This window comes from Nocardia sp. CY41 (genome assembly GCF_009829325.1).
Taxonomy (GTDB): Bacteria; Actinomycetota; Actinomycetes; order Mycobacteriales; family Mycobacteriaceae; genus Nocardia.
Genome location: NZ_VUOS01000013.1, coordinates 136,671 through 161,717, shown reverse-complemented (window position 1 = coordinate 161,717; position 25,047 = coordinate 136,671). Strand labels below are relative to the sequence as shown.

25 protein-coding genes are annotated in these 25,047 nt (G+C 69.4%); 13 read left to right on the top strand and 12 right to left on the bottom strand.

All coding sequences use genetic code 11. The features are described 5' to 3' along the window. The first annotated feature begins 207 nt into the window (after nt 1-207). On the top strand, nt 208-1,716 hold the full coding sequence (locus GVY64_RS15945; protein ID WP_201298029.1) for an FAD-dependent monooxygenase: 1,509 nt from the start codon (nt 208-210) through the stop codon (nt 1,714-1,716). Nucleotides 1,717-1,927: 211 nt separating this feature from the next. Here GVY64_RS15945 and GVY64_RS15940 read toward each other — a convergent pair whose 3' ends face one another. The 7 genes from GVY64_RS15940 to GVY64_RS15910 all read right to left on the bottom strand — a co-directional run bounded on the left by GVY64_RS15940 (nt 1,928) and on the right by GVY64_RS15910 (nt 8,399). Next, nucleotides 1,928-2,623 carry an LmeA family phospholipid-binding protein gene (locus GVY64_RS15940; protein ID WP_159842072.1) on the bottom strand — a complete coding sequence of 232 codons (696 nt, stop codon included), beginning with the start codon at nt 2,621-2,623 and terminating at the stop codon, nt 1,928-1,930. Nucleotides 2,624-2,708: 85 nt separating this feature from the next. Then, entirely contained in the window at nt 2,709-3,287 is a 579-nt protein-coding gene (locus tag GVY64_RS15935; protein ID WP_159842070.1) for a dihydrofolate reductase family protein, read from the bottom strand. 276 nt (nt 3,288-3,563) lie between these two features. After that, nucleotides 3,564-4,757, bottom strand: coding sequence for an acetyl-CoA C-acetyltransferase (locus GVY64_RS15930; protein WP_442939594.1), 1,194 nt, complete (start codon nt 4,755-4,757; stop codon nt 3,564-3,566). Nucleotides 4,758-4,767: 10 nt separating this feature from the next. Then, on the bottom strand, nt 4,768-5,325 hold the full coding sequence (locus GVY64_RS15925) for a TetR/AcrR family transcriptional regulator (protein ID WP_159842296.1): 558 nt from the start codon (nt 5,323-5,325) through the stop codon (nt 4,768-4,770). A 90-nt stretch (nt 5,326-5,415) separates the two neighbouring features. Then, nucleotides 5,416-6,189 (bottom strand): hypothetical protein, encoded by a 774-nt coding sequence (locus GVY64_RS15920; RefSeq protein ID WP_236566863.1) that lies wholly within the window; start codon nt 6,187-6,189, stop codon nt 5,416-5,418. Nucleotides 6,190-6,387: 198 nt separating this feature from the next. Next, nucleotides 6,388-7,185 carry an SDR family oxidoreductase gene (locus GVY64_RS15915; RefSeq protein WP_159842068.1) on the bottom strand — a complete coding sequence of 266 codons (798 nt, stop codon included), beginning with the start codon at nt 7,183-7,185 and terminating at the stop codon, nt 6,388-6,390. Then, on the bottom strand, nt 7,182-8,399 hold the full coding sequence (locus tag GVY64_RS15910) for an acyl-CoA dehydrogenase family protein (RefSeq protein ID WP_159842066.1): 1,218 nt from the start codon (nt 8,397-8,399) through the stop codon (nt 7,182-7,184). The genes GVY64_RS15915 and GVY64_RS15910 overlap by 4 nt, the downstream gene beginning before the upstream one ends. 75 nt (nt 8,400-8,474) lie before the next feature. On the opposite strand from GVY64_RS15910, the gene GVY64_RS15905 reads away from it, so the two are divergent. The 6 genes from GVY64_RS15905 to GVY64_RS15880 all read left to right on the top strand — a co-directional run bounded on the left by GVY64_RS15905 (nt 8,475) and on the right by GVY64_RS15880 (nt 15,891). After that, the gene (locus GVY64_RS15905; RefSeq protein WP_159842064.1) at nt 8,475-10,028 is read left to right on the top strand and encodes a FadD3 family acyl-CoA ligase; all 1,554 of its coding nucleotides are present in this window, start codon (nt 8,475-8,477) and stop codon (nt 10,026-10,028) included. After that, nucleotides 10,028-10,933 (top strand): enoyl-CoA hydratase, encoded by a 906-nt coding sequence (locus GVY64_RS15900; RefSeq protein ID WP_159842062.1) that lies wholly within the window; start codon nt 10,028-10,030, stop codon nt 10,931-10,933. The genes GVY64_RS15905 and GVY64_RS15900 overlap by 1 nt, the downstream gene beginning before the upstream one ends. Beyond that, nucleotides 10,933-12,075, top strand: coding sequence for an acyl-CoA dehydrogenase family protein (locus tag GVY64_RS15895; protein WP_159842060.1), 1,143 nt, complete (start codon nt 10,933-10,935; stop codon nt 12,073-12,075). The genes GVY64_RS15900 and GVY64_RS15895 overlap by 1 nt, the downstream gene beginning before the upstream one ends. After that, nucleotides 12,072-13,103: an acyl-CoA dehydrogenase family protein gene (locus tag GVY64_RS15890; protein ID WP_159842058.1), complete on the top strand. Its 1,032-nt coding sequence runs from the start codon at nt 12,072-12,074 to the stop codon at nt 13,101-13,103. Before GVY64_RS15895 ends, GVY64_RS15890 begins: the two co-directional genes overlap by 4 nt. A 124-nt stretch (nt 13,104-13,227) precedes the next feature. Then, on the top strand, nt 13,228-14,283 hold the full coding sequence (locus GVY64_RS15885) for an acyl-CoA dehydrogenase family protein (protein ID WP_159842056.1): 1,056 nt from the start codon (nt 13,228-13,230) through the stop codon (nt 14,281-14,283). Nucleotides 14,284-14,493: 210 nt separating this feature from the next. Next, nucleotides 14,494-15,891 carry an FAD-binding oxidoreductase gene (locus GVY64_RS15880; protein ID WP_159842054.1) on the top strand — a complete coding sequence of 466 codons (1,398 nt, stop codon included), beginning with the start codon at nt 14,494-14,496 and terminating at the stop codon, nt 15,889-15,891. Nucleotide 15,892: 1 nt separating this feature from the next. Here the strand turns inward: GVY64_RS15880 and GVY64_RS15875 are convergent, their stop codons facing one another. Next, complete coding sequence (locus GVY64_RS15875) at nt 15,893-16,471, bottom strand: TetR/AcrR family transcriptional regulator (protein WP_201298028.1); 579 nt, start codon at nt 16,469-16,471, stop codon at nt 15,893-15,895. A 77-nt stretch (nt 16,472-16,548) separates the two neighbouring features. Here GVY64_RS15875 and GVY64_RS15870 point away from each other — a divergent pair, with 77 nt between their 5' ends. The 4 genes from GVY64_RS15870 (at nt 16,549) to GVY64_RS15855 (ending at nt 19,714) form a co-directional block, all read left to right on the top strand. After that, complete coding sequence (locus tag GVY64_RS15870; protein WP_159842050.1) at nt 16,549-17,046, top strand: cupin domain-containing protein; 498 nt, start codon at nt 16,549-16,551, stop codon at nt 17,044-17,046. A 114-nt stretch (nt 17,047-17,160) separates the two neighbouring features. After that, the gene (locus GVY64_RS15865) at nt 17,161-17,631 is read left to right on the top strand and encodes a MarR family winged helix-turn-helix transcriptional regulator (RefSeq protein ID WP_159842048.1); all 471 of its coding nucleotides are present in this window, start codon (nt 17,161-17,163) and stop codon (nt 17,629-17,631) included. After that, the gene (locus tag GVY64_RS15860; RefSeq protein WP_159842046.1) at nt 17,631-18,869 is read left to right on the top strand and encodes an MFS transporter; all 1,239 of its coding nucleotides are present in this window, start codon (nt 17,631-17,633) and stop codon (nt 18,867-18,869) included. The genes GVY64_RS15865 and GVY64_RS15860 overlap by 1 nt, the downstream gene beginning before the upstream one ends. Nucleotides 18,870-18,961: 92 nt before the next feature. Then, entirely contained in the window at nt 18,962-19,714 is a 753-nt protein-coding gene (locus GVY64_RS15855; RefSeq protein WP_159842044.1) for a DUF427 domain-containing protein, read from the top strand. Nucleotides 19,715-19,841: 127 nt separating this feature from the next. On the opposite strand, the gene GVY64_RS15850 is transcribed toward GVY64_RS15855, so the two are convergent. Next, nucleotides 19,842-20,759, bottom strand: a complete 918-nt coding sequence (locus tag GVY64_RS15850) for an AraC family transcriptional regulator (RefSeq protein ID WP_159842042.1) — start codon at nt 20,757-20,759, stop codon at nt 19,842-19,844. Between the two features lie 96 nt (nt 20,760-20,855). On the opposite strand from GVY64_RS15850, the gene GVY64_RS15845 reads away from it, so the two are divergent. Then, nucleotides 20,856-21,905: a saccharopine dehydrogenase NADP-binding domain-containing protein gene (locus GVY64_RS15845; protein WP_159842040.1), complete on the top strand. Its 1,050-nt coding sequence runs from the start codon at nt 20,856-20,858 to the stop codon at nt 21,903-21,905. A 30-nt stretch (nt 21,906-21,935) separates the two neighbouring features. Beyond that, complete coding sequence (locus tag GVY64_RS15840) at nt 21,936-22,346, top strand: cupin domain-containing protein (RefSeq protein ID WP_159842038.1); 411 nt, start codon at nt 21,936-21,938, stop codon at nt 22,344-22,346. A gap of 6 nt (nt 22,347-22,352) precedes the next feature. On the opposite strand, the gene GVY64_RS15835 is transcribed toward GVY64_RS15840, so the two are convergent. From GVY64_RS15835 to GVY64_RS15825, 3 genes are all read right to left on the bottom strand, one after another. Then, a complete protein-coding gene (locus tag GVY64_RS15835) occupies nt 22,353-23,171 on the bottom strand; it encodes an MBL fold metallo-hydrolase (RefSeq protein WP_159842036.1) in 819 nt (272 codons plus the stop codon). A gap of 169 nt (nt 23,172-23,340) precedes the next feature. Then, nucleotides 23,341-23,673, bottom strand: a complete 333-nt coding sequence (locus tag GVY64_RS15830; protein ID WP_063022259.1) for a hypothetical protein — start codon at nt 23,671-23,673, stop codon at nt 23,341-23,343. Further along, nucleotides 23,673-24,869, bottom strand: coding sequence for a Rieske 2Fe-2S domain-containing protein (locus GVY64_RS15825; RefSeq protein ID WP_159842034.1), 1,197 nt, complete (start codon nt 24,867-24,869; stop codon nt 23,673-23,675). Before GVY64_RS15825 ends, GVY64_RS15830 begins: the two co-directional genes overlap by 1 nt. Nucleotides 24,870-25,047: the final 178 nt, after the last annotated feature.

Here is a 25,047-nt window from a genome sequence, read left to right as displayed (position 1 = left end):
ACCAGCGCTTCGTGACTCGCCCTGTGCCTCCGCGCACGGTCCCCAACTCCAAGGGCGGGTGGTCCCGGCACGGCAGGCACGGGGCGCGGTAGCGCACGTCCGGTGACCTGAGGTTCCCGTCAATCGTTCGCCACGGCCGGAATCGGCCGGAATGGGAGTAGCAATGCATACCGACGTGATCATCGTGGCGCGGGCCCCACCGGCCTGATGCTGGCCGCCGAGCTGCGGTTGGCCGGAGTGCGGCCGCTGGTGCTGGAGCGGCAGCCGCAGCCGCGGGACACCCCGAAAGCCGGTGGTCTCGGCGGGCAGATCCTGGAGCTGTTGCGCTACCGGGGGTTGCTGGATCGGTTCGCAGCGGCCTGTACCGATCCGATTCCGGCTCCGCGGTTCCCGTTCGGCGGTGTGCATGTGGACCTCACCCAGCTGGTGGAGTCACCGATGCACGCCCTGCCGCTGCCGCAACAACGACTCGAGCGATTGCTCGGCGAGCACGCCGGCGAACTCGGCGTCGATATCCGTCGCGGACACCAGGTGCTGGATATGCGGCAGGACGCCGACGCGGTCACCGTGGAGGTCGTCGGTCCGGACGGGCCGTACCGGGTGACCGCGCGCTATCTGGTGGGCTGCGACGGTGCGCGCAGCCGGGTTCGTGACCTGGCCGGGATTTCGTTCCCCGGCACGGTTTATCCGGAGGTGAATCGGCTGGCCCAGATCACCCTGCCCGATTCGGTGACCCGGCTGGACAACGGCGACCTGGAGCTTTCCGGGTTCGGAACCATCCGTGCGGGTTTCACGCGCACAGACCGCGGTCTGTTCGGAATGGGTGCGTCGCCCGCGTCGGAGGTGCTGTCCGTCTACACGATCGAGGACGAGACCGTCGAATACGACGACGACGTGCCGATGACCGTGACCGAATTGCAGGACAGCATCCGCCGCGTGCTGGGCGTGGATCTTCCTGTGGCGGAGACATTTCGGCTGTCGCGCTTCACCTTCAAGGCCCGCCACGCCGAACGCTATCGCGCCGGCCGGGTCCTGCTCGCCGGTGACGCGGCCCATCTGTTTCCCGCCACGGGCGTGGCGCTCAACGCCGGCATGCTCGACGCGGTCAACCTGGCCTGGAAGCTGGCCGCCGACGTCCACGGGTGGGCGCCCGGCGGCCTGCTGGCCACCTACCACGAGGAACGTCACCTCGCCGGGGAGCGCACCATGCTGCACACCCGGGCACAGGTCGCGCTGCGGCGTGGGCACGACCCGGCCGCCGAAGCACTGCGCGAGGTCTTCCAGGAACTTCTCACCGACGAACAGCCCGTGCGGCGCCTGGGGGCCTTCATCGCCGGCGCCGATATCCGCTATCAGCTGCCCAACCCGAATGGTCACGCCTTGACGGGAACCTTCGTGCCCGACCTCACCCTGCTCACCGACGACGGGACGACCGGCGTCGCCGAACTGATGCGCGCCGCGCGGCCCGTCTTGCTCGATCTCGCCGATCGTGCGGACCTGCGAGCTACCGCCCGAGACTGGCGGGACCGCATCGACATCCGCACCGGCAAAGTCGAGAACCGTCCGGCCGACGCCCTCCTCATCCGCCCGGACGGCCACATCGCCTGGGCCGCCACCATCGACGAACCCGCAGACCGCGCGGAGGACGGCCTGCGAGCGGCGTTGTCGTCCTGGTTCGGCGCACCCGCGGCAACGACGATCCCCGTCGGCGATTGACCTTCTTACCGGCCGCTTGCCGGGGCTTCGCCCCGGCAAGCACAGCTCCGGAATGGTCCGTGACCGGAATCGGCGCGACACTTCCCGTCCGCAGTGGGTGACGGCGGTCGCTCGCGCTTCGCCTGCTACGCGAAGTCGGTGATCATGTCGAGGCTTGCCGACAGATCCCGACCGGCGTCGCCCGGCAGCCGTCGCATGGCCACACCGGTGCTCACGGCAGATCGGAGAAGTGCACGTCATGGGCCACGGCGGTCACCTGGAGGCCGTCGGCGCTCGGCCGGATGGCCGTCAGCTGCGCACCGAGCGGCAGCCGCTGTAACGGCACGACGAAGGTGAGGCTTCGGCGCAGCATCGCCAGGGGAATCTTCGGTCCGCCTGCCGCGGGCTGGACCGAGACCGGCGTGACTTGAATGCCCTCGCCGGTGGGTGCGACGGTGACTACGACCGTCGCGGCTACCGGGATGCCCTCCACCGGGAATGTCCCGGCGACGCGCAGCCCGTCCTGGCCGTTGGAGATCGACTCCACGCCCGACGGCGCGAATTCCCGCACGGTGTCGTAGGGAACCACGGCGGTCGCCGTCGCCGTGGCCGCGATCAGGTTCGATGTCCGGTTTTGCAGTACGTCGGTCAGCGGCGCCGATACGTCGGTCATCGCGATGTCGAGGTTGTGGACGGTGATGTTCTGCCCGCTCCAATCACCGACACGGATACCGATGTCGTGATAGTTGCCCTCGGCGGCCTGGGTGAGGAAAGGGAAGCCGCCGATGTCGACGCTCGGTTGGTGCGGGAGGTCGTACTCCGCGGCGATCTTGCGGCCGATCTCGTTCTGCGCCAGCACGACCGCGATCCGGTCGCCGACGATCAGCGCGATCATCAGCACGACGATCAGTATCAGCAATGTGCGCATGCGTTCACCCGCTCGGCCATCCCACCATCATGCTGTGCTTCGCGACCGGCCGCGGCTTCGTGGACACGTCGAACCGCAGTCGGACTCAGACATGCAGGGTGGGCCGGTAGACGAGTTCTTGGATGTTGCCGTCGAGCGTCCGGCTTTCGATCAGCTCGAGGTCGAAGTCGGCCGCCCCTCGGAAGATCGGATCAGCACCGGTCCGACCGGTGATCACCGGGAACAGCGTCACCTGGACGCGGTCGACCAGGCCCGCGGCCATCAGCGCCCGGTTCATCGACAGACTCCCGTGCGACCGCAGCGGCACCTCGGACTCCTGCTTCAGCCGGGCGACGACGTCGACGGCGTCACCGCTCACGACGGTGGCGTCCGGCCAGTCGAGAGGACCGTCCAGGGTGGTCGACACCACCGTCGTAGGCAGGTTCCTCATCCGGGTGACCCATGCGTCACGCACCGACTCCTCGGTGCCCGAGGCCAGCAGCTGTGCGAACGCTCGATACGTGTTCGCTCCGAGAACCATCCGCTGCTCCGGGGTGTACGAGGCGAGGCGGTGGGCGAGCAATTCGGGGCCTTGTTTGCCCCAGTACCCGCCCCAGTCACCGCCGCTGACGCTGCCGTAGCCGTCGAGACTGGAGAAGACGTCGAAGGTGTACGTGGCGGTCATGATGCTCTCCTCGGGTGCGGTTGACCGGGTCTGTGGGTACAGACGGGAAACCACAGGCGAACTCATCGCCGATCGGCTCCCGAGTCCGGCCGCCCGGCCAGGACAGCGAGAGCGAGCCGACCGGGGATTCCGCGAGCGGGAGCGTTGCCGACGAGTCGTCCCAGGGGCAGTCCGATCACGAGGTGCAATCCGACTGAGCGCGACCGGCGCCGCGTCGGCACCGATCATGCACGGCCCAGCGGCACGTCGATTTCCCGACGTGCCGCTGGTCGCGGGTCAGCGGGGCAGCCGCTCGATGATGGTGGCGTTGGCGGTGCCGCCGCCTTCGCAGATGGTGAGCAGGCCGTAGCGGCCCTCGATCCGCTCGAGCTCGTTGAGCAGCGTCGCGAAGAGCTTCGCGCCGGTCGCTCCGAGGGGGTGGCCGAGTGCGATGGCGCCGCCGTTGACGTTGACCTTCTCCGGGTCCGCGCCGGTCTCCTTCAGCCAGGACAGCACCACCGGCGCGAACGCCTCGTTGATCTCGACCACGTCGATGTCGTCGATGGTGAGTCCGCTCTTCTCCAGCGCCCACTTGGTCGCCGGAATCGGCGCGGTGAGCATGAAGATCGGGTCCGCACCCCGCGCGCTGACGTGGTGGATGCGCGCTCGCGGCGTCAAGCCGTACTCCTGCACCGCCCACTCCGAAGCGAGCAGGGTGGCGCTGGCTCCGTCGGAGATCTGGCTGGCGACCGCGGCGGTCAGCGGGCTGCCCTCGGCCAGTGGCGGCAGCGACGCCATCTTCTCCAGGCTGGTCTCGCGCGGCCCCTGGTCGATCCAGAAGTCGCCGACCGGCACGATCTCGTTGTCGAAGCGGCCGTTCTTGATCGCGTCGCGGGCCCGCTCGTGGCTGCGCAGCGCCCAGCGCTCCATCTCTTCCCTGCTGATGCCCCACTTCTCGGCGATCAGCTGGGCGGCGCGGAACTGCGTCACCTCACCGGTGCCGTAGCGGTGGTCCCAGCCCTGCGCCCCGACGAACGGCGAGTCGAAGCCGTACTCCTTGCCCGCGAGCATGGCCGCGGAAATGGGGATCGCGCTCATGTTCTGCACGCCGCCTGCGACGATGACCTCGGTGGTGCCGCTCATGATGGCCTGGGCGCCGAAATTGATGGCCTGCTGGCTCGATCCGCACTGCCGGTCGACCGTGACGCCGGGGACCTCTTCGGGATATCCGGCGGTCAGCCACATGGTGCGCCCGATATTGCCCGCTTGCGGGCCGATGTTGTCGACACAGCCGACGATCACATCGTCCACATTCCCCGGATCGATCGTATTGCGGTCCAGGAGGCCGCGCAGTGCGGCCGCGCCGAGATCGGCCGGGTGCACGCCCGCCAGTGCGCCGCCGCGCTTGCCGACCGGGGTGCGTACCGCATCGATCACGTAGGCGTCCCGCAGCGGGGCGTACGGACGACGGGACGCGGAAGGTGCTGACATGTAAGGACTCCTACGTGGTGCGCTCGCCGGCGGTGAGCCCGTCGAGCACGATGGTCAGGTACTGCTTTGCGAGATTCTCGACAGTGATCGGGCCGCCCGGCCGGTACCACCGCACCGCGACCCACACCGTGTCCCGCAGGAACCGGTAGGCCAGTTCGACGTCGAGTTCCGCCCGGAAGCTGCCGTCCTGGACGCCGTTGGTCAGCACCCGGTGCCACAGCTCACGAAATTCGCGGTTGTAGTCGGCGATGTAGGCGAACCGCTCCGAGTCGCGCAGTCGCTTCGCCTCGGCCTGGTAGATCGCCACCGCGGCGTGCCAGCGGTCGAACGACTCGTAGGACGCGAGCACCAAGGCTTCCAAGGTGTCTCGTGAACTCAGGCCGGAGGCGACGATCTCCCGGTAGCGGCCGAACAGTTCGTCCAGGAATCCACGCAGGATCTCGTCCACCATCGACTCCTTGGAATCGAAGTGGTGATAGAGGCTCCCGGAGAGGATTCCGGCCGCGTCGGCGATGTCACGCACGGTGGTGGCGCGCAGTCCTCGCTCGGCGAACAATTCGGCCGCCATGGCGAGCAACTCGCTGCGCCGTGCTGATTTCGAAGCGTCTGGTGCGGGCACACGGCCATCATACAACCAAGCATTTGCTTGGTCGAGAGCTCACCGGGCCGAGTAGCGCAGCGGCGACGACACGGAGAGATCCGCCAGCAGGCGATCGCAGATGATCACGGGTGAGACACCCGCTCGCGCCATCCGCGCGACGAGCGCGAGACGTCGTTCGCAGCTGTCCCATTCCACGGTGAGCTGACCGCGGTCCGGCCCGGCGTCCACCGTGGCCATCACCCGCGGCGGGCCGCCCCGCACCGGTTCCTCGCTCAACTTCAGCACCATGCCGCGCTGCCAGGCGTGGTAGGTGTCCATGTCGGCCCCGATCACCAGCTTATCGGTGGCCGCGCACAGTCCCTGTGCGATCTCGTCGGAGAAAGTCACCTGGTCGAAGCGGAATTTCCGGCATTTCGCGACCACCGCCAGCAAGTCGGCGCGCACTTCGCACAGCAGAGCCGTCTGGCGCTGTCTGCGCCGTTCCTGCTCGGTCTCCCCGCCGTCCACGCCGAGGCCGACGCGGCGCGCGCGCTCGCGATCACGCGCCAGATCGGCACGCAGCGCGCCGCGCGGATCGCGGGCGACTTCCCGCTCGTCGACGGCGTGCTGCTCCAGGATGCGGACGGCGGCCGTGGCGACCGCGCTCTCGGACGTGTGCTGGATGAGTTCGGCGCCGAGGGTGAGCGCGGAGAGGACGAGGCTGTCCATCCGTCGCCTGGCGAGCACGACTTCGCGCACCACGTCGAGTTCCAATTGTTCGCGGGCAGGTGGGCGATCCAGGCCCATAGCCATCGCCCCCTTGAAGAGCGCGGATCCGATCTCCTTCAGCATGGCACACCGCAGGGCGCTCCGGCTCGCCCTTTTCTACCTGATCAGCTGCCCATTTCGCGGGCCTGCCCGATGAAAGAAGGCGATCGCAATACGGCGCGAAGGGTCTCACGCGCAGCGGCGGCCGGGTGGCTGCTCGACGGTCGCCGGATGCGCTCGTCCGCTCGGCATGGCGCGGACGAGCCCGGGATACGCGGTGGCTCAGGCGCGTTGGCTGCTGATGGAGACCACCTCGCCGGTCAGGTAGGTGGTGTAATCGCTGGCCAGCATGGCGATCGTCGCGGCGACCTCCCATGGCTCGGCCGCGCGCCCGAACGCCTCACGCTCCGACAGGCGGTCGAGCAGTTCGGTGGAGCTGACCTTGTCCAGGAACGCGTGCCGGGCGATGCTCGGGGCCACCGCGTTGATCCGGACGCCCAGTTCGGCCGCCTCCACCGCGCTGCACCTGGTCAACGCCATGACGCCCGCCTTCGCCGCGGCGTAGTGCGCTTGGCCGTACTGCGCTCGCCAGCCGAGCACGCTGGCGTTGTTCACGACCACGCCGCCGTGGCCCGCGTCGCGGAAGTAGCCGAGAACGGCGCGGGTGCAGCGGAACGTGCCGTTGAGCGTGATGTCGAGAACGCGCTCCCACTGCTCGTCGGTCATGTCGACCACGGGCGTCTCCCCGCCCAGCCCGGCGTTGTTGACCATGATGTCGATCCGGCCCAGAGCGTCGGCAGCGCCGCGCACCAGCGCGTTCACCTGCTCGGTGCTCTGCACGTCGCACGCGATCGAGGCGACCCGCCGGTCCGGGAATTCAGCCGCCAGCTCGGTCGCGGTCTCCGCCAGCCGACGCTCGTGCCAGTCGGAGACCACTACGTCCGCGCCCTCGGCCAGCAGCCTGCGCGCGGTCGCCGAACCGATGCCGGTGCCCGCGGCCGCGGTGATCACGGCGGATCGTCCGGTCAGCAGGCCGTGCCCGGGGACGGGCGCGGGGGCGACCGACAGCGGGCCCGTCACGGGCGGGCCTCGCGCGGTAGGCCGAGCACCCGCTCGGCGATGATGTTGCGCTGCACTTCGTTCGAACCTCCGTAGATGGTGTCGGCGCGGGTGAACAGATACAGCCGCTGCCATTCGTCGAGATCGTCTTCACCCGCCACCAGCCCGCGGGCGCCGAGCACGGCCATCGCCAGCTCGCCGAGCCCGCGATGCCAATTGGCCCAGAGCAGTTTCGCCACCGAAGCCTGGCCCGCGCCGTCGTCCACGCCGGCGCCCTCCATCGTGCGTATGGCGTGCGCACGCAGTACGCGCAGGCCGACCCAGGCGCGGTCGATCCGGTCGGCGATCAGCGGGTCGTCGGCCGCGCCGGTGCGCCGCGCCAATGCCTCGATGTCGGCCAGTTCCCGGGCGAAGCGGATCTGCTGGCCCAAGGTGGAGATACCGCGCTCGAAGGTGAGCGTGCCCATGGCGATGCGCCAGCCGTCCCCCGGCTCGCCGACCACCAGGTCGGCCGCGGTGCGGGCGTTGTCGAAGAAGACTTCGTTGAACTCCGAGGTCCCGGTCAGCTGGATGATCGGGCGCACGTCGACGCCCGGCTGCTTCATCGGGACCAACAGGTAGGACAGGCCCTTGTGCCGTACGGACCCGCGCTCGGTGCGGGCGACGACGAAGCACCAGTCCGCGACGTGTGCCAGCGACGTCCAGATCTTCTGCCCGTTGATCGACCACTCGTCGCCGTCCAATCGCGCGGCGGTGGTGATGGCGGCCAGATCCGAGCCCGCGCCGGGTTCGGAATAGCCCTGACACCACAGTTCGGTGACATCGCGAATACCGGGCAGGAACCGGTTCTTCTGGGCCTGGGTACCGAAGGCGAGCAGCGTCGGGCCGAGCAGTTCCTCGCCCACGTGCGACACCCGCGCGGGGGCGTTCGCCTTGGCGTACTCCTCGTGGAAGATCACCTGTTGACGGACCGTGGCCTCGCGACCGCCGTATTCCTTCGGCCAGCCCAGGCAGGTCCACCCGGCCGCGGCCAAGTGCCGGTCCCAGGCGAGGCGTTCGTCGAACGCCTCGTGTTCGCGGCCGGGACCGCCGAGGCCGCGCAGCTCGCGGAATTCGCCGTTGAGGTTCTCCTCCAGCCACTCTCGCACGTCGGCGGCGAATCGCTCGTCCTGCGCGGCGGAAAACCGCCCGTCCGGAGCGGCGGTGTCGGATTCTGAGGTCTGGATCGCACCCACGCCGGTAGGATAACCTACCAAGCACTTGCTTTGTAGAGTGTGCGCATAAGTCGCTCGCGGACGGTAAGGACAACCGTGACAACCCCTGTTCAGACGACACCGATGGCACTGCACCACGCCGCCCGGACCTTCGGCGATGCACCGGCGATCGCCGACGGCGAGGTCCGGCTGGACTGGACCCAGCTGCTCGAGGCGGTCCAGGAAGTGGCGCGGGCATTGATCGCGCGCGGCGTGCGAGTGGGCGATCGCGTGGCCATGTGGGCGCCCAATACGCACCACTGGGTGATCGCCGCGCTGGCCGCCCATTACGCCGGCGCGGCGCTGGTGCCGTTGAACACCCGCTACGTGGCCGACGAGGCCGCCGACGTGCTCGGACGAGTGGACGCGAAGGCGCTGTTCATCGCCGGTCCTTTCCTCGGCCGCGAGCGGCTCGCCGAACTCCGCGCGTCCGCTCCGGACCTGGCCATCGACACGGTGGTGGTGATCCCGGTCGAACCGGGCACCGAGAACACCGACATCGCGGCGCTGGACTGGTCCGAACTCGCGACCGTCGCCGCGCCGGTCACCGTGGCCGAAGCCGAGGAACGCGCCGCGTCGGTCCGTCCCGACGACATCTCCGACATCCTGTTCACCTCCGGCACCACCGGCCGCAGCAAAGGCACCCTGGTCGCCCACCGGCAGGCGCTGTCCGTCGTGCGGGCCTGGGCCGAGTGCGCCACGTTGCGCGGGGATGATCGGTACCTGGTGGTGAACCCGTTCTTCCACAACTTCGGCTACAAGGCGGGCATCCTCGCCTGCCTGGTCACCGGAGCCACGATCATCCCGCAGGCCACCTTCGACGTACCGGAGACGATGCGGCTGATCGGCGCGGAGCAGGTCACGGTGCTGCCCGGCCCGCCGACGATCTATCAGACGATCCTGGATTTCCCGCGTCGCTCCGAATTCGACCTGAACTCGCTGCGGGTGGCCGTCACCGGCGCGGCGACGGTGCCGGTGGTGCTGATCGAGCGGATGCGCTCGGAACTGGCCTTCGACGTCGTGATCACCGCCTACGGCCTGTCCGAGAGCGCGGGCTTCGGCACCATGTGCCGCGTCGACGACGACGCCGAGACCATCGCGAACACCTGCGGCAGGCCGATCGCGGACTTCGAACTGCGGCTCGGCGACGCGGGCGAGGTCCTGCTGCGCGGGCCGAACGTGATGCTCGGTTACCTGGACGACCCGGACAGCACCGCGCAGACGATCGACGCCGACGGCTGGCTGCACACCGGCGACATCGGCACGATCGACGAGCGCGGATACCTGAAGATCACCGACCGGCTCAAGGACATGTACATCTCCGGCGGCTTCAACGTCTACCCCGCCGAAGTGGAACAGGCACTGGCCCGGCTGGACGGCGTGGCCGAGTCGGCGGTGATCGGCGTCCCGGACGCCAGGATGGGCGAGGTGGGCAAGGCGTACGTGGTCCGCAAACCCGGCGCCGCGCTCACCGAGGACCAGGTGCGCACGCACGCCGCCACCGTGCTGGCCAATTTCAAGGTGCCGCGATTCGTCGAATTCCGCGACCAGCTGCCCTACAGCGCCGCCGGGAAAGTGCTCAAGCGTCAACTACGTGAGGAGAAGTCGTAATGTCGGAACCGGCAACCCCGGACCAGGGTCCGGCGATCCCGGACGAGGGTGAGGTCGTCACCTACGAGCGGCGCGGTCGCGTAGCGATCGTCACGCTGAACCGGCCGGACTACCGCAACGCGCAGAACTCGGTGATGACCTACGCCCTCGACGCCGCCTTCGAGCGGGCCGTGGAGGACCCGGAAGTCGGGGTGATCGTCCTGGCCGGCAACGGCAAGCACTTCAGCGCCGGGCACGACATCGGCACGCCCGGTCGCGATCACCACGTGCGATACCAGAACAAGGCCGCGCTGTGGTGGGACCACGTGGACCGCGCGGGCGGCGATCAGCGCTTCGCCCGCGAGCTCGAGGTCTACCTCGGCATGTGCAGGCGCTGGCGGGAGATTCCCAAGCCGACCATCGCGATGGTGCAGGGCGCCTGCATCGCAGGCGGACTCATGCTGGCCTGGGTGTGCGATCTGATCATCGCCTCCGACGACGCCTTCTTCAGCGATCCCGTGGTGCGCATGGGCATCCCGGGCGTCGAGTACTTCGCCCATCCGTGGGTGATGGGTCCGCGCGCGGCGAAGGAGTTCCTGTTCACCGGGGACCGGTTCGGCGCCGCGCAGGCCAAGGAGTGGGGCATGGTCAACCGGGTGGTGCCGCGCGCCGACCTGGAGGCCGAGACCTTGGCGCTGGCCGAGAAGATCGCCGCCATGCCGCAATTCGGCCTCGCGCTGACCAAGAAGGCGGTCAACCAGGCCGAGGACCTGATGGGCATGCGGTCGGGCATGGACTCGGTGTTCGGCCTGCACCACTTCGCCCACGCGCACAACGCCGAGGTCGGCGCCGACTCACTGGGCGGCATGAACGCCAAGTCGATGAAGGCCACCGCGAGCACCGCAGAACAGAACGGAACGACCTAGTGGATCTGGATCTCGACCAGGCGACCCAGGAATTCCAGCGGGAAGTCCGCGAATTCCTGGCCGCGAACAAACCCGCGAAACCGCTGCCCTCCATGGACACCAAAGCGGGGTTCGAGGCGCACCGCGCGTGGGAGCGCACCCTCGCCGACGCCCGGCTCTCGGTGGTGGCCTGGCCGGAGGAATTCGGCGGGCGCGATGCCTCGCTGCTGGAGTGGGTGCTGTTCGAGCAGGAGTACTACGCGGCGGGCGCGCCGGGGCGGGTCAGCCAGAACGGCATATTCCTGCTGGCGCCGACGCTTTTCGAACACGGCACGCCGGAACAGCTGGAGCGGATCATGCCGCGGATGGCGCGCGGCGACGACATCTGGGCGCAGGCGTGGTCGGAGCCCGAAGCGGGCAGCGACTTGGCCGGTATCCGTTCCACCGCCCGGCGCACCACCGGCGGCTGGCTGCTGAGCGGTCAGAAGACGTGGAGTTCGCGCGCCGCCTTCGCCGACTGGGCATTCGGGCTGTTCCGCAGCGACCCCGAGGCCGAGCGGCACAAGGGCCTCACCTACGTCATGTTCCCGCTGACCGCCGACGGGGTCTCGGTCCGCCCCATCCCGCAGCTGGACGGCGAGCCCGGCTTCGCCGAGATCTTCCTCGACGACGTGTTCGTGCCCGACCGCGACGTGATCGGCGCGCCCGGCGAGGGCTGGCGCGTGGCGATGAGCACCTCCAGCAACGAACGCGGCCTCTCCCTGCGCAGCCCCGGCCGGTTCAGCGCCACCGCGCAGCGGCTGATCGATCTGTGGCGCGAGACCGGCGACGAGGACAACACCGCGCAGCGCGACGCGGTGGTGGACGCCTGGATCGGCAGCGAGGCCTACCGGCTGCACACGTTCGGCACGGTGACCCGGCTCGACGAGGGCGGCAAGCTGGGCGCGGAATCGTCGATCACCAAGGTGTTCTGGTCCGAACTCGACATCGCCATGCACGAAACCGCGCTCGAGGTGCTCGGTGCGGCGGCCGAGCGCTCCGGGCCGTGGACCGACGGATTCCTGTTCGCCCTGTCCGGCCCGATCTACGCGGGAACCAACGAAATCCAGCGCAACATCATCGCCGAGCGGCTGCTCGGACTACCGAGAGGAAGCAGCCGATGAGATTCGCGCTCAGCCCCGAACAACTCGATTTCGGCGTCAGCCTGCGCAAACTGCTGGAGGCGGGCCGCGCGCCCGCCGCCGTGCGCGCGTGGGCGTCCGGCGACAGCGGCCCCGGGCGCGCGCTGATCCGGCAACTGGCGGAGGCCGGTGTGCTGGGTTTGGCCGTCGCGGAGGAGCACGGCGGCATCGGCGCCGAACCGATCGACCTGGTCGTGGCGTTCCAGGAGATCGGCCGGGCGGCCGTGCCCGGCCCGCTGGTGGAAACCGCCGCGGCGATTCCGGCTCTGCTGCAGGCGCTCCCGGACCAGGACCTCGCCGCGCGTTGGCTGCCCGGCTTCGTGGAGGGCACGGCGCTGGGCACCGTCGCGTTCGCGTCAGCCGGTCCCGGCAGTGTCGCGCTGGATGCCGACACCGCCGAGGTGGTCCTGCTGGCCGGGGAGAATCAGCTGTCCACCGGGCATCGCACCGGCCTGGTGCGCTCGGTCGATCCCGCCCGGCGCCTGTTCACCGTCGCCACGGCCGAGACCGTCGCCGAGGGCGATGGGGCGCGCGCGGCCGCGGCTGCCGGTTTCGATACCGGCGCACTGGCCTGCTCGGCGCAGCTGCTCGGCGCGGGCAAAGCCCTGCTGCACGCGTCCACCGAGTACGCCAAGCAGCGCAAGCAGTTCGGCAAGCCGATCGGCGAGTTCCAAGCCGTGAAGCAGAAGCTCGCCGACGTGCTCATCGCGCTGGATCTGGCCGAGCCGCTGCTCTTCCGGGCCGCGCTGACGATGACCGAAGCCACCCGGAGCCGCGACGTCTCGGCCGCCGTGATCGCCTGCGGCGACGCCGCCTACCGCGCGGCCCGCATGGCGCTGCAGGTGCACGGCGCGATCGGCTACACCGCCGAGTACGACCTTTCGCTGTGGCTGACGAAGGTGACCGCGCTGCGCTCGGCATGGGGCACACCGGATCTGCACCGCGCCCGGATCGCACGGGCGCTGCGGAAGGACACCGACTCCGATCGCGCCGCGCGAGGCATCGCATGAGCGGTCAGGCCCGGAGGAGGCAGCGCGGCGTCACCACGCAGGGCCCCGCTCATGCGAAGAACGAACACAGCATGAGCGGTCAGGCCCGCAGGAGGCAGCGCGGCGTCACCACGAAAGGACATCGATGAGCACCGCCGAACACCAGGAGTTCCTCGCCTCGGTGCGGGCGCTGCTGACCAAGCACGCGGGGTCCGCGGCGGTGCGTGCCGCGATGGACACCGAACTCGGCTACGACCAGGCCCTGTGGCGGCTGCTGTGCGAGCAGATCGGCGTCGCTGCTCTCGCGATTCCCGAGGAGTACGGCGGCTTCGGTGCGAGCCTGGTCGAATCCCTGCTCGTAGTGGGCGAATTGGGCCGCACGCTGGCCGGGGTGCCGATGCTCGGCTCGGCCGTCTTGGGCGCGCAGGCCGTCCTGCTGTCGGGCGATACCGAAGCCTGCGAGCGGCTGCTGCCCGAGGTGGCGGAGGGCACGCGGACGATCGCGGTCTGCTGGGCGAGCGAGCGCGGCTGGGACCAGCCGGGCGTCCACGAGACGGACGGCGCCCTGACCGGGACGGCGCACTACGTGCTCGACGGGATGTCGGCGGACACTCTCGTGGTCGTCACCGCGACCGGCCTGTTCGAGGTCGAGCCCACCGCTGCGGGCGTCACCCGGCGGTCCGCGCCCACCATGGACCCCACCCGCAAGCTGGCCGAGGTCGCCTTCGCCGAGGCGCCCGCGCGACGGCTCGGGTCGGGCGATCCGGCGGCGACCGTCGCCCGGCTGCGGGAGACCGCCTGGGCCGCGCTGGCCGCCGAGCAGGTGGGGGCCGCCGACCGCTGCCTCGAGATGACGGTGGACTACGCCAAGTCCCGCGTGCAGTTCGGCCGGGTGATCGGCAGCTTCCAGGCGCTCAAGCACCGTATGGCCGATATGTACGTGCTGCTGGAATCGGCCCGTTCCGCGTCCGTCGCCGCCACCGCTGCGGTGGCGGCGCACAGCCCGTCGGCCGCCGAGGACGTCTGGGTCGCCCGCGTGCACTGCTCGGAGGCGCTCACCGCCATCGCGGCCGAGACCGTCCAGTTGCACGGCGGCATCGCGATCACCTGGGAACACGACGCGCATTTGTTCTTCAAGCGCGCCCATGGCGACGCCCAGCTGTTCGGCGCCGCGCACCGTCCGGCGGAGCAGCCCGCCTGAGTCGGGGCGCACCGGCCTTCCGACGGTGCGCCCCGTCCCGGAGGCTGTCGGGCCTGGACACGATCAACTAAGATGTGACAAGCGCCACACGCGCATGGTCGGGGGATGCGTTTTCGAGTGGCACCGCAAGGTCGGGATCGGTGCCGTAGCGAGTCGAGTTGCCGACTCGCCGCCCAACAAGTCGTCGGGGCCACCATCCGGGAGGATGCCATGACGCAAACAGTGAATTCCGATCTCCAGGTTCTACGGTCCACCATGGACGGGCCGGTGTTCGGCCCCACGGACGCCGGGTACGACCGCGCCCGCGCCATCTGGAACGCCGATATCGACCGGCGACCCGCCGTGATAGCCCAGTGCCTGTCGTCTCGCGACGTGGCCACGGCATTGGCCTTCGCCAGGGAGCGCGGGCTGGAGATCTCCGTGCGCGGTGGCGGCCACTCCTACAGCGGGACCGCGGTCGGCGAGGGCGGCCTGATGATCAACCTCAGCGCGCTGACGGGCGTCGTGGTGAATCCGGAGACCGAGCGCGCCCGGGTCGGCGGCGGAGCGACGATGGCGGACATGGACGCCGCGACCCAGGCCTACGGCCTGGCGGTGACCGGCGGGGTGATCAGCGACACCGGCGTCGGCGGCCTCACCCTCGGCGGCGGTATGGGCTGGCTGACCCGCATGGCCGGGCTGGCTGTCGACAATCTCGTCTCGGCGCAGGTGGTGCTCGCCGACGGCCGGGTGGTACGGGCCGGTGAGACGGAGAACGCGGATCTGTTCTGGGCGTTGCGCGGAGGCGGCGGAAACTTCGGTGTGGTCACCGAATTCGAATACCGCCTGCATCACGTCGGGCCGGAGGTGCACCTCGGCCTGTTCTTCTGGGATATGCCGGACGGGACCGACGCTCTGCGCTTGATCCGGGAGTTCCTTCCCACCCTGCCGCGCCGGTCGGGAGCGTTGATAGCGCTGGCGATGACCGCGCCGCCCGCGCCGTTCGTTCCGGAGCGTTACCACGGCCGAGCGGGTCACGCCTTGATCGTCGCCGGTTTCGGCACGGCCGAGGAGCACGCCGCCGCGGTAGCGCCGATCCGCAGCGCCCTCCCGCCGCTGTTCGAGTTCCTCGGCCCGATCCCGTACGCCGGATTGCAACGGATGCTCGACGCCGCGGCGCCCTGGGGCATGCGCGGCTACGAGAAGGGGCTCGATCTGGACGACTTCTCCAACGACGTCATCGCCGTGCTCACCGCGCACGCCGCGGCGAAGACCGCGCCGTTGTCGTTCATGCCGATCTTCCCGCTCAGCGGCGCGTTCACCACCGTCGGCGAGGACGACACGGCCTTCGGCGGCGCGCGCACCCCGCATTACGGGTGCAATATCACCGCGATCACCCCCGACGCCGAGACGCTCGCCCGCGACCGGGAATGGGTGCGCACGACGTGGGAAGCGCTGCGCCCGATGGCTTCCAATCGCGGCGGGTACGTGAACTTCATGGCGGACCCGAATCACGACCGGGTCCGCGAATCCTACGGAAGCGCCAAATACGCGAAGCTGGCTCACATCAAAGCCGACTACGACCCGGGCAACGTCTTCCACCGCAACGCCAACATAGCCCCCGGCTGACTCACTCGTCCTGACGTCCGCGACGTAGGCCGTCGAGAACGATCTCCACAAGCCGGCGCCAATCGCCGCTTCCGCTGCCGATCGTCGCGGACACCGCGCCGACGATCATGTAGACGTCGGCCGCCGTGCAGTCGTCGCGCAGGGTCCCCGCGGCCCGGTCCCGCTCGACGAGTTCGGTGATCACCTCCTCGAGCCTGCTGCGGGATTCGCCCCGCGGCGCGCTGCCCGCCGAATGCCGAGCCGCCTCGATCGCCGCCGACAAGCCGCGGTCGGCCGCCAGCACCGCGCCGACATGACGTAGGTAGCGGGCGAGCCCCTGCCCTGGCTCGGCCCGCAGACATTCGGTGCGGGCGAACTCCTCGATTTCGGCGAAGCGCTGCTCGGCCGCGGCTTCGATGAGGTCGGCATGGGTGGGGAAATGGCGGTAGACCGTGCCGATGCCGACGCCGGCGGCGCGGGCGATCTCGGGCAGTTGCACCGCGCCGCCGCGCTCGGCGAACAGCGTGCGGGCCACGGCCACGATGCGGGCGCGGTTGAGCGCGGCGTCCGCGCGCGGCTTGCGGGGCGTTGGCCTTGACACTGGCGATCCCTCCATGTTTACGCTTAAAACGGAATCGGATTCCGTTTCCGTTCAACTGCTTCGAAGGGTAACACTTCATGTCCCACAATCGTTTCCACCTCCTGGACGCAGGCGAGGCGCGGCCCGGCCGGGTGCCCTTACCGCCCGCGTTCGCGGTGAAGGCGACCACCGCCGACACCGAGGGCAGGTTCTCGCTGCTGGAAGTGACGCTCGCACGCGATATTCCGCGGCACACCCACCAGGTGGCGGACGAATGCATCTACGTGCTCGAAGGCACGCTCGACGTCGAGTTCGACGACCGGACCCTCTGCGCGACGAAAGGCATGTTCGTCCTGCTGCCGCACGGTGTCCCGCACGCCCTGCGCTGCGGATCGCAACCGCCGCCGCGGGTGCTGCAGATCTCCTCACCCGGCGGCTGGGAGTGCTACCTGGAGGATCTCTTCGAAGCCTGCGCGTCGGTGCTGACCGATGGAGCACTCGACCCGGTGAAGATCAATCCGATCGCGGCAGCCTACGACATCCGCTACGAGGAGCCGGAACACGCCACCGATCGAGCTGCCGCACAGCAGGATTGACCGCAGAGATCGACGGCCCCGCGAAACCGCCGCCGCGCGGGGCCGCCCGCACGTTCCCCGCCTGTGGCCGACTTCACGACAGGTAGATAGTTAGCCTATGTAAGAATATTCCTCGTGCGGCAAGCTCCCGTGAACGTAGCCGATGACCTCGTCGTCGACCTTCTCGTCACCGCGGGCAGGCTCACTCGGCTGGCCGGGGTGATCAGCGGCGACGACCTGCCACGGGCCGTGCTGCGGGCACTGGCGGTGCTCGACGAACACGGTGCGCTGCGGGTCAGCGAATTCGCCAGGATCGACCGATGTTCACAGCCGGCGGCAACGGCGCTGATCGGCAAGCTGGTCGCGGAAGGCTACGCGACCAGGCACAAGGACCCGGAGGACTTCCGGGCCGTCCTCGTCGAACTCACCCCGGCCGGGCGGACTCGGCTGACCGAGTTCCGCCGAGCATTCGCCGCCGCGATCGGTGGACACCTGCCCGGTTTCGACGCCGAACGCCTGGCGCGGCTGGACACCGAATTGCACGACCTGCTGGAGGCCCTGAAAACGGCTACGCGACAACACGATCCGATCTCGAGGGAACACTGATGAGCACTTTGGCTCCCACCCGCGCCCCGAGCGCGGACGACACCGAACAACCGAAAGCCGTGTGGGCGGTCGCGTTCGCCAGCGTGATCGCGTTCATGGGCATCGGTCTGGTCGATCCCATTCTCAAACCCATCGGCGAACAACTGCACGCCTCGCCGTCCCAGGTGTCGCTGCTGTTCACCAGCTACATGCTGGTCACGGGCGTGGCCATGCTGGTCACCGGTGTGGTGTCCAGCCGCTTCGGCGCCAAGAAGACGCTGCTGGCCGGGTTGGCGATCATCATCGTGTTCGCGGCGCTGGCAGGCATGTCCGACACGGTGGCGCAGATCGTCGGCTTCCGGGCGGGCTGGGGCCTGGGCAACGCGCTGTTCATCGCCACCGCGCTGGCCACCATCGTCGGCGCGGCCAGCGGCGGCGTGGCGCGCGCGATCATCCTCTACGAGGCGGCGCTCGGCATCGGCATCGCGACCGGACCGCTGGTCGGCGGCGTGCTCGGCGGAATCAGCTGGCGTGGGCCGTTCTTCGGCGTCTCCGCGCTGATGGCCGTCGCGCTGATCAGCATCGTCGTCCTGCTGCCGGAGGGCCCAAAGCCGGCGCACCGCACCTCGATCACCGCGCCGTTCCGCGCGTTGCGCCACCGGGGGCTGCTGATCGTGAGCCTCACCGCGCTGCTGTACAACTTCGGTTTCTTCACCCTGCTCGCCTACACCCCGTTCCCGCTGGACATGGGCACCTACGCGATCGGCTTCATCTTCTGCGGCTGGGGTGTGCTGCTGGCGATCGCGTCGGTGTTCCTGGCTCCCCGGTTGCAGCGCCGGTTCGGTTCGCTGCCGATGATGGGACTGTCGCTGGCGCTGTTCGCGGCGGACCTGGCGATGATGGCCGTCTTCGCCGAGCACAAGCCCGTGCTGATCATCGGCACCGTGCTGGCGGGCCTGTTCCTCGGCGTGAACAACACGCTGATCACCGAGGCCGTGATGATCTCCGCGCCGGTGGAGCGGTCCACGGCGTCGGCGGCGTACAGCTTCGTCCGGTTCGCGGGTGGGGCCGCCGCTCCTTACCTCGCGGGCAAACTCGGCGAGCACAGCATCTCGTTGCCGTTCTGGGTCGGCGCGGCGTGCACCGCCGCCGCCGTCGTCGTCCTGCTGGCCGGGCGCGCCGCGCTGGCGCAGCTCGACGACCACGATCCCGCACCGCACAGCGTCGAGGAAGCGCAGGCCATGACGGTCGGCGACTGACCCCCGAGCGCACCGAAGGCGGCCACCGGCGTGGCTGCCTTCGTCGTTCTTCCACTCCGGGGCGGGCAGTGCGAGGAGTACGGTCGAGTGATATGACCGAAGCGAAGCGAGGCCGCGTCCGCGTCGAGATCAGCCCGAAGCGCGTGCGCGTCTACCTGGGCGGTCACTTGGTGGCCGACAGTGCGCGGCCGGTGCTCGTCTGGGAGAACCCGCACTACCCGACCTACTATCTGCCGGCCGCGGATCTGCGCGCGAAGCTCGAACCGAGCGGGCAGACCCGGCACTCCGCCAGCCGTGGCGACGCGACCGTCTACGACGTCATGGTCGACGGCACGACGGCGGGCGGGGCGGCGCTGCGGTACCACGACTCGCCGCTCACCGAATTGCGCGACCTCGTCCGGCTGGAGTGGGGCGCGATGGACGAGTGGTTCGAGGAGGACGAGCCGATCTACGTGCATCCGCGCAATCCCTACTCGCGCGTCGACATCCTGGCCAGCTCGCGACACGTGCGAGTGGAGATCGACGGCGTCACCGTCGCCGACTCGCGCACGCCGCGCATTCTGTTCGAAACCGGTTTGCCGCCGCGGTACTACCTGCCGATGACAGACGTCCGCATGGATCTGCTGCACCCGTCGGCCACCCACACCAGCTGCCCGTACAAGGGCACCGCCGACTACTGGACGGTCCGCGTCGAGGGCAAGGAGTATCCCGACTACGTGTGGGGCTACCGCACGCCGCTTCCGGAGAGCCAGAAGGTCGCCGGGCTGGTCTGCTTCTACAACGAGAAAGTCGACATCTACGTGGACGACGAACTCCAGGAACGGCCCAGCTCGCCGTTCAGCTGAGTTCAGCGTCGGCCCGGTCGGCGCGCGGCAGGAGCCTCGGTCGGCACAAGGCAGGCCGCACGTGCCACACGATCACCACGGTGGGGTCTTCGCGCCATGCGCACCGAGCGGGTGGTCCGGCGCCGGTTCACACCGCGACCAGGGGCGGGCTGTCGGCCGCACGGCGGTACTGGCCTGGGGCCAGGCCGTATTCGCGTTTGAACGCTTTGGCGAAAGCGAACTCCGAGGCGTAGCCCACGCGGCGGGCCACGGCGCCGAGGCCGGCGTCGGTGTCGCGCAGCAGGCGGGCGGCGGTCAGCATGCGCCAGCGGGTCACGTAGGCCAAGGGTGGTTCGCCGACCGTCGCGAGGAAGCGGCGGGCGAGAGTCGCGCGGGAGACGCCCGCGATATCGCCGAGATCGGCGACCGTCCACGCACGCGCGGGTTCCTCGTGCACGGCGCGCAGCACCGCCGCGACCGCGGAATCGGCGAAAGCGCCTGCCCAGCCGGTCGATCGCGCGCCGGCTTGCTCGTCGAACCAAGCGCGCAGGATGAACAACAGCAACGTCTCGAGAATCGCGGGCACGGCCGCGTCGCTACCCGGGCGCGGCTCGGCGATCTCCGCGGCCAGCAGGTCGACGGCGCCCCGCAGCGCGGGATGACGCCCCGGCCGCGCGGGCAGATGAATGAACTCGGGCAGCTCGTCGAGGATCGGATGGCTGCGACCACGGCCGAGTTCGTAAGCGCCGCAGAGCAAGGCGGTGCGAACGCCGGGCCCCGTGATCTCCCTGGGCTCGCCGGGCAACGCGGTCTCGGTGACCGGGCTGTCCAGACTGTCCAGCAGATCGTGGTCGGCCCCGCGCGGCATGAACAAGACGTCCCCCACGCCGAGCGCCATGGGTTCGCCGTCGGGCGGCACCACCCAGCAAGAGCCCTGGAGGACCACGTGGAACCCGGCGCCGGGAACCACGGGATACCGCCGACCCCACGGCGCGTGCCGAATGAACAGGCCGGAGGTGGGGCTGCCGGTGCGGATCGCCGCGATGGCCTCGCTCAGAATGTCCACCCGCTTACCGTAGCACTCTTCACATGAGCGTTTGAGACAAATTTTCGAGCTTCATAAGCATTGGATGACTCATCGCAAAATACTAGATTTCTTCTCATGACATCCACCGAAGACCCCCGCACCATCGCCGTCTACGGCGCCACCGGACACACCGGCGGCTACCTGCTCGCCGAACTGCGCCGCCGCGGCCTCACCCCGACCCTGGTGGGCCGCGACGCCGATCGCATCCGTGCCGCCGCCGACGCCGCCGACCTGCCCGACGCCGCCGTACGGGTTGCCGAGCTGACCGACCACGCGGCCCTCGTCACCGCGTTCACCGGCGCGGACGTGGTGATCAGCAGCCTGCCCGCCTATGTCGAGCACGGCGCGGCGGTGCTTGCGGCAGCGATCGACGCCGGTGCGCACTACACCGACATGTCCGGCGAGCAACTGTTCCTGAAACGGGTCTTCGACGAGTTCGGACCGCGCGCCACGGCGGCGGGCGTCACCCTCGTCTCCGGCGTCACCGACAGCAATGTCCCCGGCGACCTGCTCGCTCACCTCGCCACGCGCCGGGTGACCGGCCCGGCCGAGGTGGTGCTGAGCCACCTGAGCAAGAGTGGCGGCAACGGTTCCAAAGGCAGTGCGAAGACGGTCTTCGCGAGCCTCGACTGGTTCCGCGGCGGCGGCTGGCACTACGCCGACGGCGAACTGCGCACGGGCGCGGGGGCACGGCACGACAAGGTGACCTTCCCCGGCGACACCGAGCCGACCACCGTCGCGAAGTTTCCCCAGCCCCCGGTGCTGACCATCCCCCGTCACTCGAACGTTTCGTACGTCGAAGGCGTCCTCGCCACGTCGATTCTCGACACGCTCAGCGGGTTCACCGCCGAACTCATCGACACACTGCCCGACGCGCCCAGCGCGGACCTGCGCTACGACCTCGTGGTGGACGCGTTCGGCGCCGACGGACGGCACGCCCGCGGCGTGCTCAGCGGCGTCGACTCCTACCGCGATTCCGCGCTGATGGCCGTGGAGACGGCCGTCCGGCTGGCCGGGAACGCCGCCGCACCGGGCGCGCTCGCGCCCGCCGAAGCGTTCGACCCCGCCGATTTCCTCGTCGCGCTGGCGCCGTTCGGCATCACCTGGCGGATCGAGGAGAGCTGAGCGGCGGCGCCGATCGGGCATAGTCGAACGATGACCGACACTCGACCGACACTCGCCGCCGCACTCGATCTCGCGCCGCATCCGGAAGGCGGTTGGTACCGCGAAACCTGGCGCAGCCCAGTGGAATTCACGCCCGAAGGTTACCCGGCCCCGCGCGCCGCGGCGACGGCGATCCATTTCCTGCTGCTGCCGGGCGAGCGGTCCGCGCCGCACACGGTGCGCTCCGACGAGCTATGGCTCTGGCATCGCGGCGGGCCCCTCGCGCTCGACATCGGCGGCGAAGCGGTGACCCTGGGTCCCGACGTGGAGCGCGGTCACCTGCTGCAAGCCGTGGTGCCCGGCGGCGTCAGCCAGTCGGCGCGACCCGCCGGCGCGGAATATGTGCTGGTCAGCTGTATCGTCGCACCGGGTTTCGACTTCGCCGACTTCCGGCTGGACTGACCGGGTTCAGCGCACCGGCACCGTGGCGAACTGCGCGAGCTCGTGCGGATCGTGCGCGCAGAACATCCGCACCCGATCGCCGTGATCGGCGTGCAGCGTGCGCAGGCGCTCCAGATTCTCCACCCGGGCGCGCCCCAGCGTGCTCGCGAGCACCTCGAAGACACCCAGGCCGATCGGCGGACGAGCCCTCCCCTCCGCCAGCTGCCGGTGGTGGAAGTAGGCGTCACCGCAGTGCAACAACCATCCGTCGCTCTGCCGGACCGCGACGCCGCTGTGCCCGCGGGTGTGCCCGACCAGCGGGATCAGCATGATGTCCTCTAGCACCGGGACGGCGGTGAAACCGAACCAGGTGTCCGCACCGGTCTCGTGGGCCAGCCAGCGGGGCCCGTGCTCCCACTGGCGCGGCTGATAACGCAGCTTCTCGCCGATGGTGGGGCGCTGGGTCGCCGCGTCGAGTTCGTCGGCGAAGACGTGCACCGTGGCGTCGGGGAAATCCGACAGCCCGCCGGCGTGATCGAGGTCGAGGTGGGTGAGCACGATGTGCCGGACGTCCTCGCGCCGATAGCCGAGCCCGCGGATCTGGTGCAGCGCGGTGAGTTCCGGACGCAACCGGGGACGCAGCAGCCGCGCGCTGCCTGCGCCCAGCCTGCCGCGGTCGAGCACGTCGGCCATGCCGAATCCGGTGTCCACCAGCACCAGTCCGTCCTCGGACTCGACGAGCAGGCAATGACCGACCAGGCCACCGGTCAGCAGCCCACCGCTGCCCAGCAGCGCGCGCCCGCCGACCGGGCACATGGTCGCGCAGTCCAGATGCCGCACCAGCATCGCGGAAACTCCCTCCTGCGGCGCCGGTTCGGACGATATCCGTTCCGGCACGAAGGTCCTTTTTGTTCCCGTCAACGTAGCCGGAGCACGGCTCGGCCGCGACAGCGCGGTCGCCGCCGCGGCGAGCGGCGGGCAACCCGATCGGTGCCCACCGCCCCGCGCAGCTGGATCACTCGGGGATTTCGAGCACGCCCTCGTCCACGGCCCAGGCGATGGTGCGCTCGAGATTCGGACAGGAGTCGGGGCGGCCCGGCCCGTGGCCGCGCGCACTCAGTTCGGCGAAGACCGGGCAGCGCTCGGCCGGATCGCCGGTCCACTGCACCGAGGTCTGGTGCGTGCTGCTCTTGCGCACCAGCACCTGGCTCTGGCAGGCCTGACACCGCAGCGGGGTCAGGCCGTCCTCCAGGTAACGCTGTTTGTCGACCACCGTCTGGGCGCGCACTTCGGCTCGCCGAGCGGGCTGGTCGGCGAAATCGGGTGCCTTCGCCCAGGTGGCCGCCATCAGACGCCGGCCTCGGCTTCCTCGGACTCGCGCTTGCGCCGCAGGTTCTCCGCGACCTCGGCCTCCCATGCCTCATTGGCCTTGGTGGTGTCCACCTCGAACTCGAAGCGCTGGGTCATCTTCTCGGTGACGTCGGCCAGATCGACGTAGAACTGCTCGTACCAGCGGCGCAGCTGGTAGACCGGCCCGTCCTCCTCGCACAGCAGCGGGTTCTCGACCTTGGACTTGTGCTTCCAGATCTCGACGTCCTGCAGGAAGCCGACGCTGATGCCTTCGGTCATCTTCTCCGCCAGCCGGTCGGCCATCTCGCCCTCGACGCCCTTCGGCTTCTCCAGCGTGATGCCCCACTGCAGGACGAAGGAGTCCTGGGTGACCGGGTAGTGGCAGTTGATCAGGACGCTCTTGACCTCGTAACCGCTGTAGATGTTGATCAGCGGGTTGATCATGTACGAGGGGCCGAAGTACGAGGCCTCGGATTTCAGCAGCGTGTCACCGCCGTACTTGGAGGCCATGCCGATGTCCGGCCTGCCCTTGGTCTCCAGGAACTGGGTGGCGATGTGCCCCTCGAAGACGTTCTTGAAGTACGTCGGGAAGGCGAAATGGATGTAGAAGAAGTGGGCCATGTCGACCACGTTGTCGATGATCTCGCGGCAGTTGGCGCCCTCGATCAGCATCGAGTTCCAGGTCCAGTCGGTCCACCCGCTGTCGAGCTGCTCGCTGGGGTTGCCGTCGGCGTCGGTGTAAGGGCCCTTGATGTGCGGGATGGTGACCTCGGGCGGCGGCTGGCTGCCCTCGTGGTCGTGCCAGACGAACAGCTGACCGTTGCGCTCCAGCGTGGTCCACTTCCTGGTGCGCGCCAGCGGCGGCACCCGGCGCGCGTACGGAATCGCGGTGCACTTGCCGTTGGTGCCCGACCAGCGCCAGTCGTGGAACGGACAGGCGATGTCGTCGCCCTTGACCTCGCCCATGCTCAGGTCGCCGCCCATGTGCCTGCAGTAGGCGTCCAGCACCCGCAGTTCACCGTTGCTGTCGGCCCAGACGACGAGCTTGGTGCCGAAGACGTTCACCGCGTGCGGCTTGCCGTCCCGGAACGTCTTGGCCAGACCCAGGCAATGCCATCCCCGCGCATAGCGAGTCGGTGCGGCGCCGACATCCAGTTCCCGGACCTTCGCACCGCCCTGTGGCGTAACTGCCATCGCGTTTCCTCCTCCATCTGTACTAGAACACGTTACAAAACTGGCGCTCTCGATGCCAGCGATTCCCCTCACTTCCTGCATGAGCGCATGTCCAGGCAGGGGTGGACACCGGTTCTCGACAGAAATAGGAACCTGTTCTAGTCTCAGAGGCAAATGAGATTCCGGACATCAACCGACC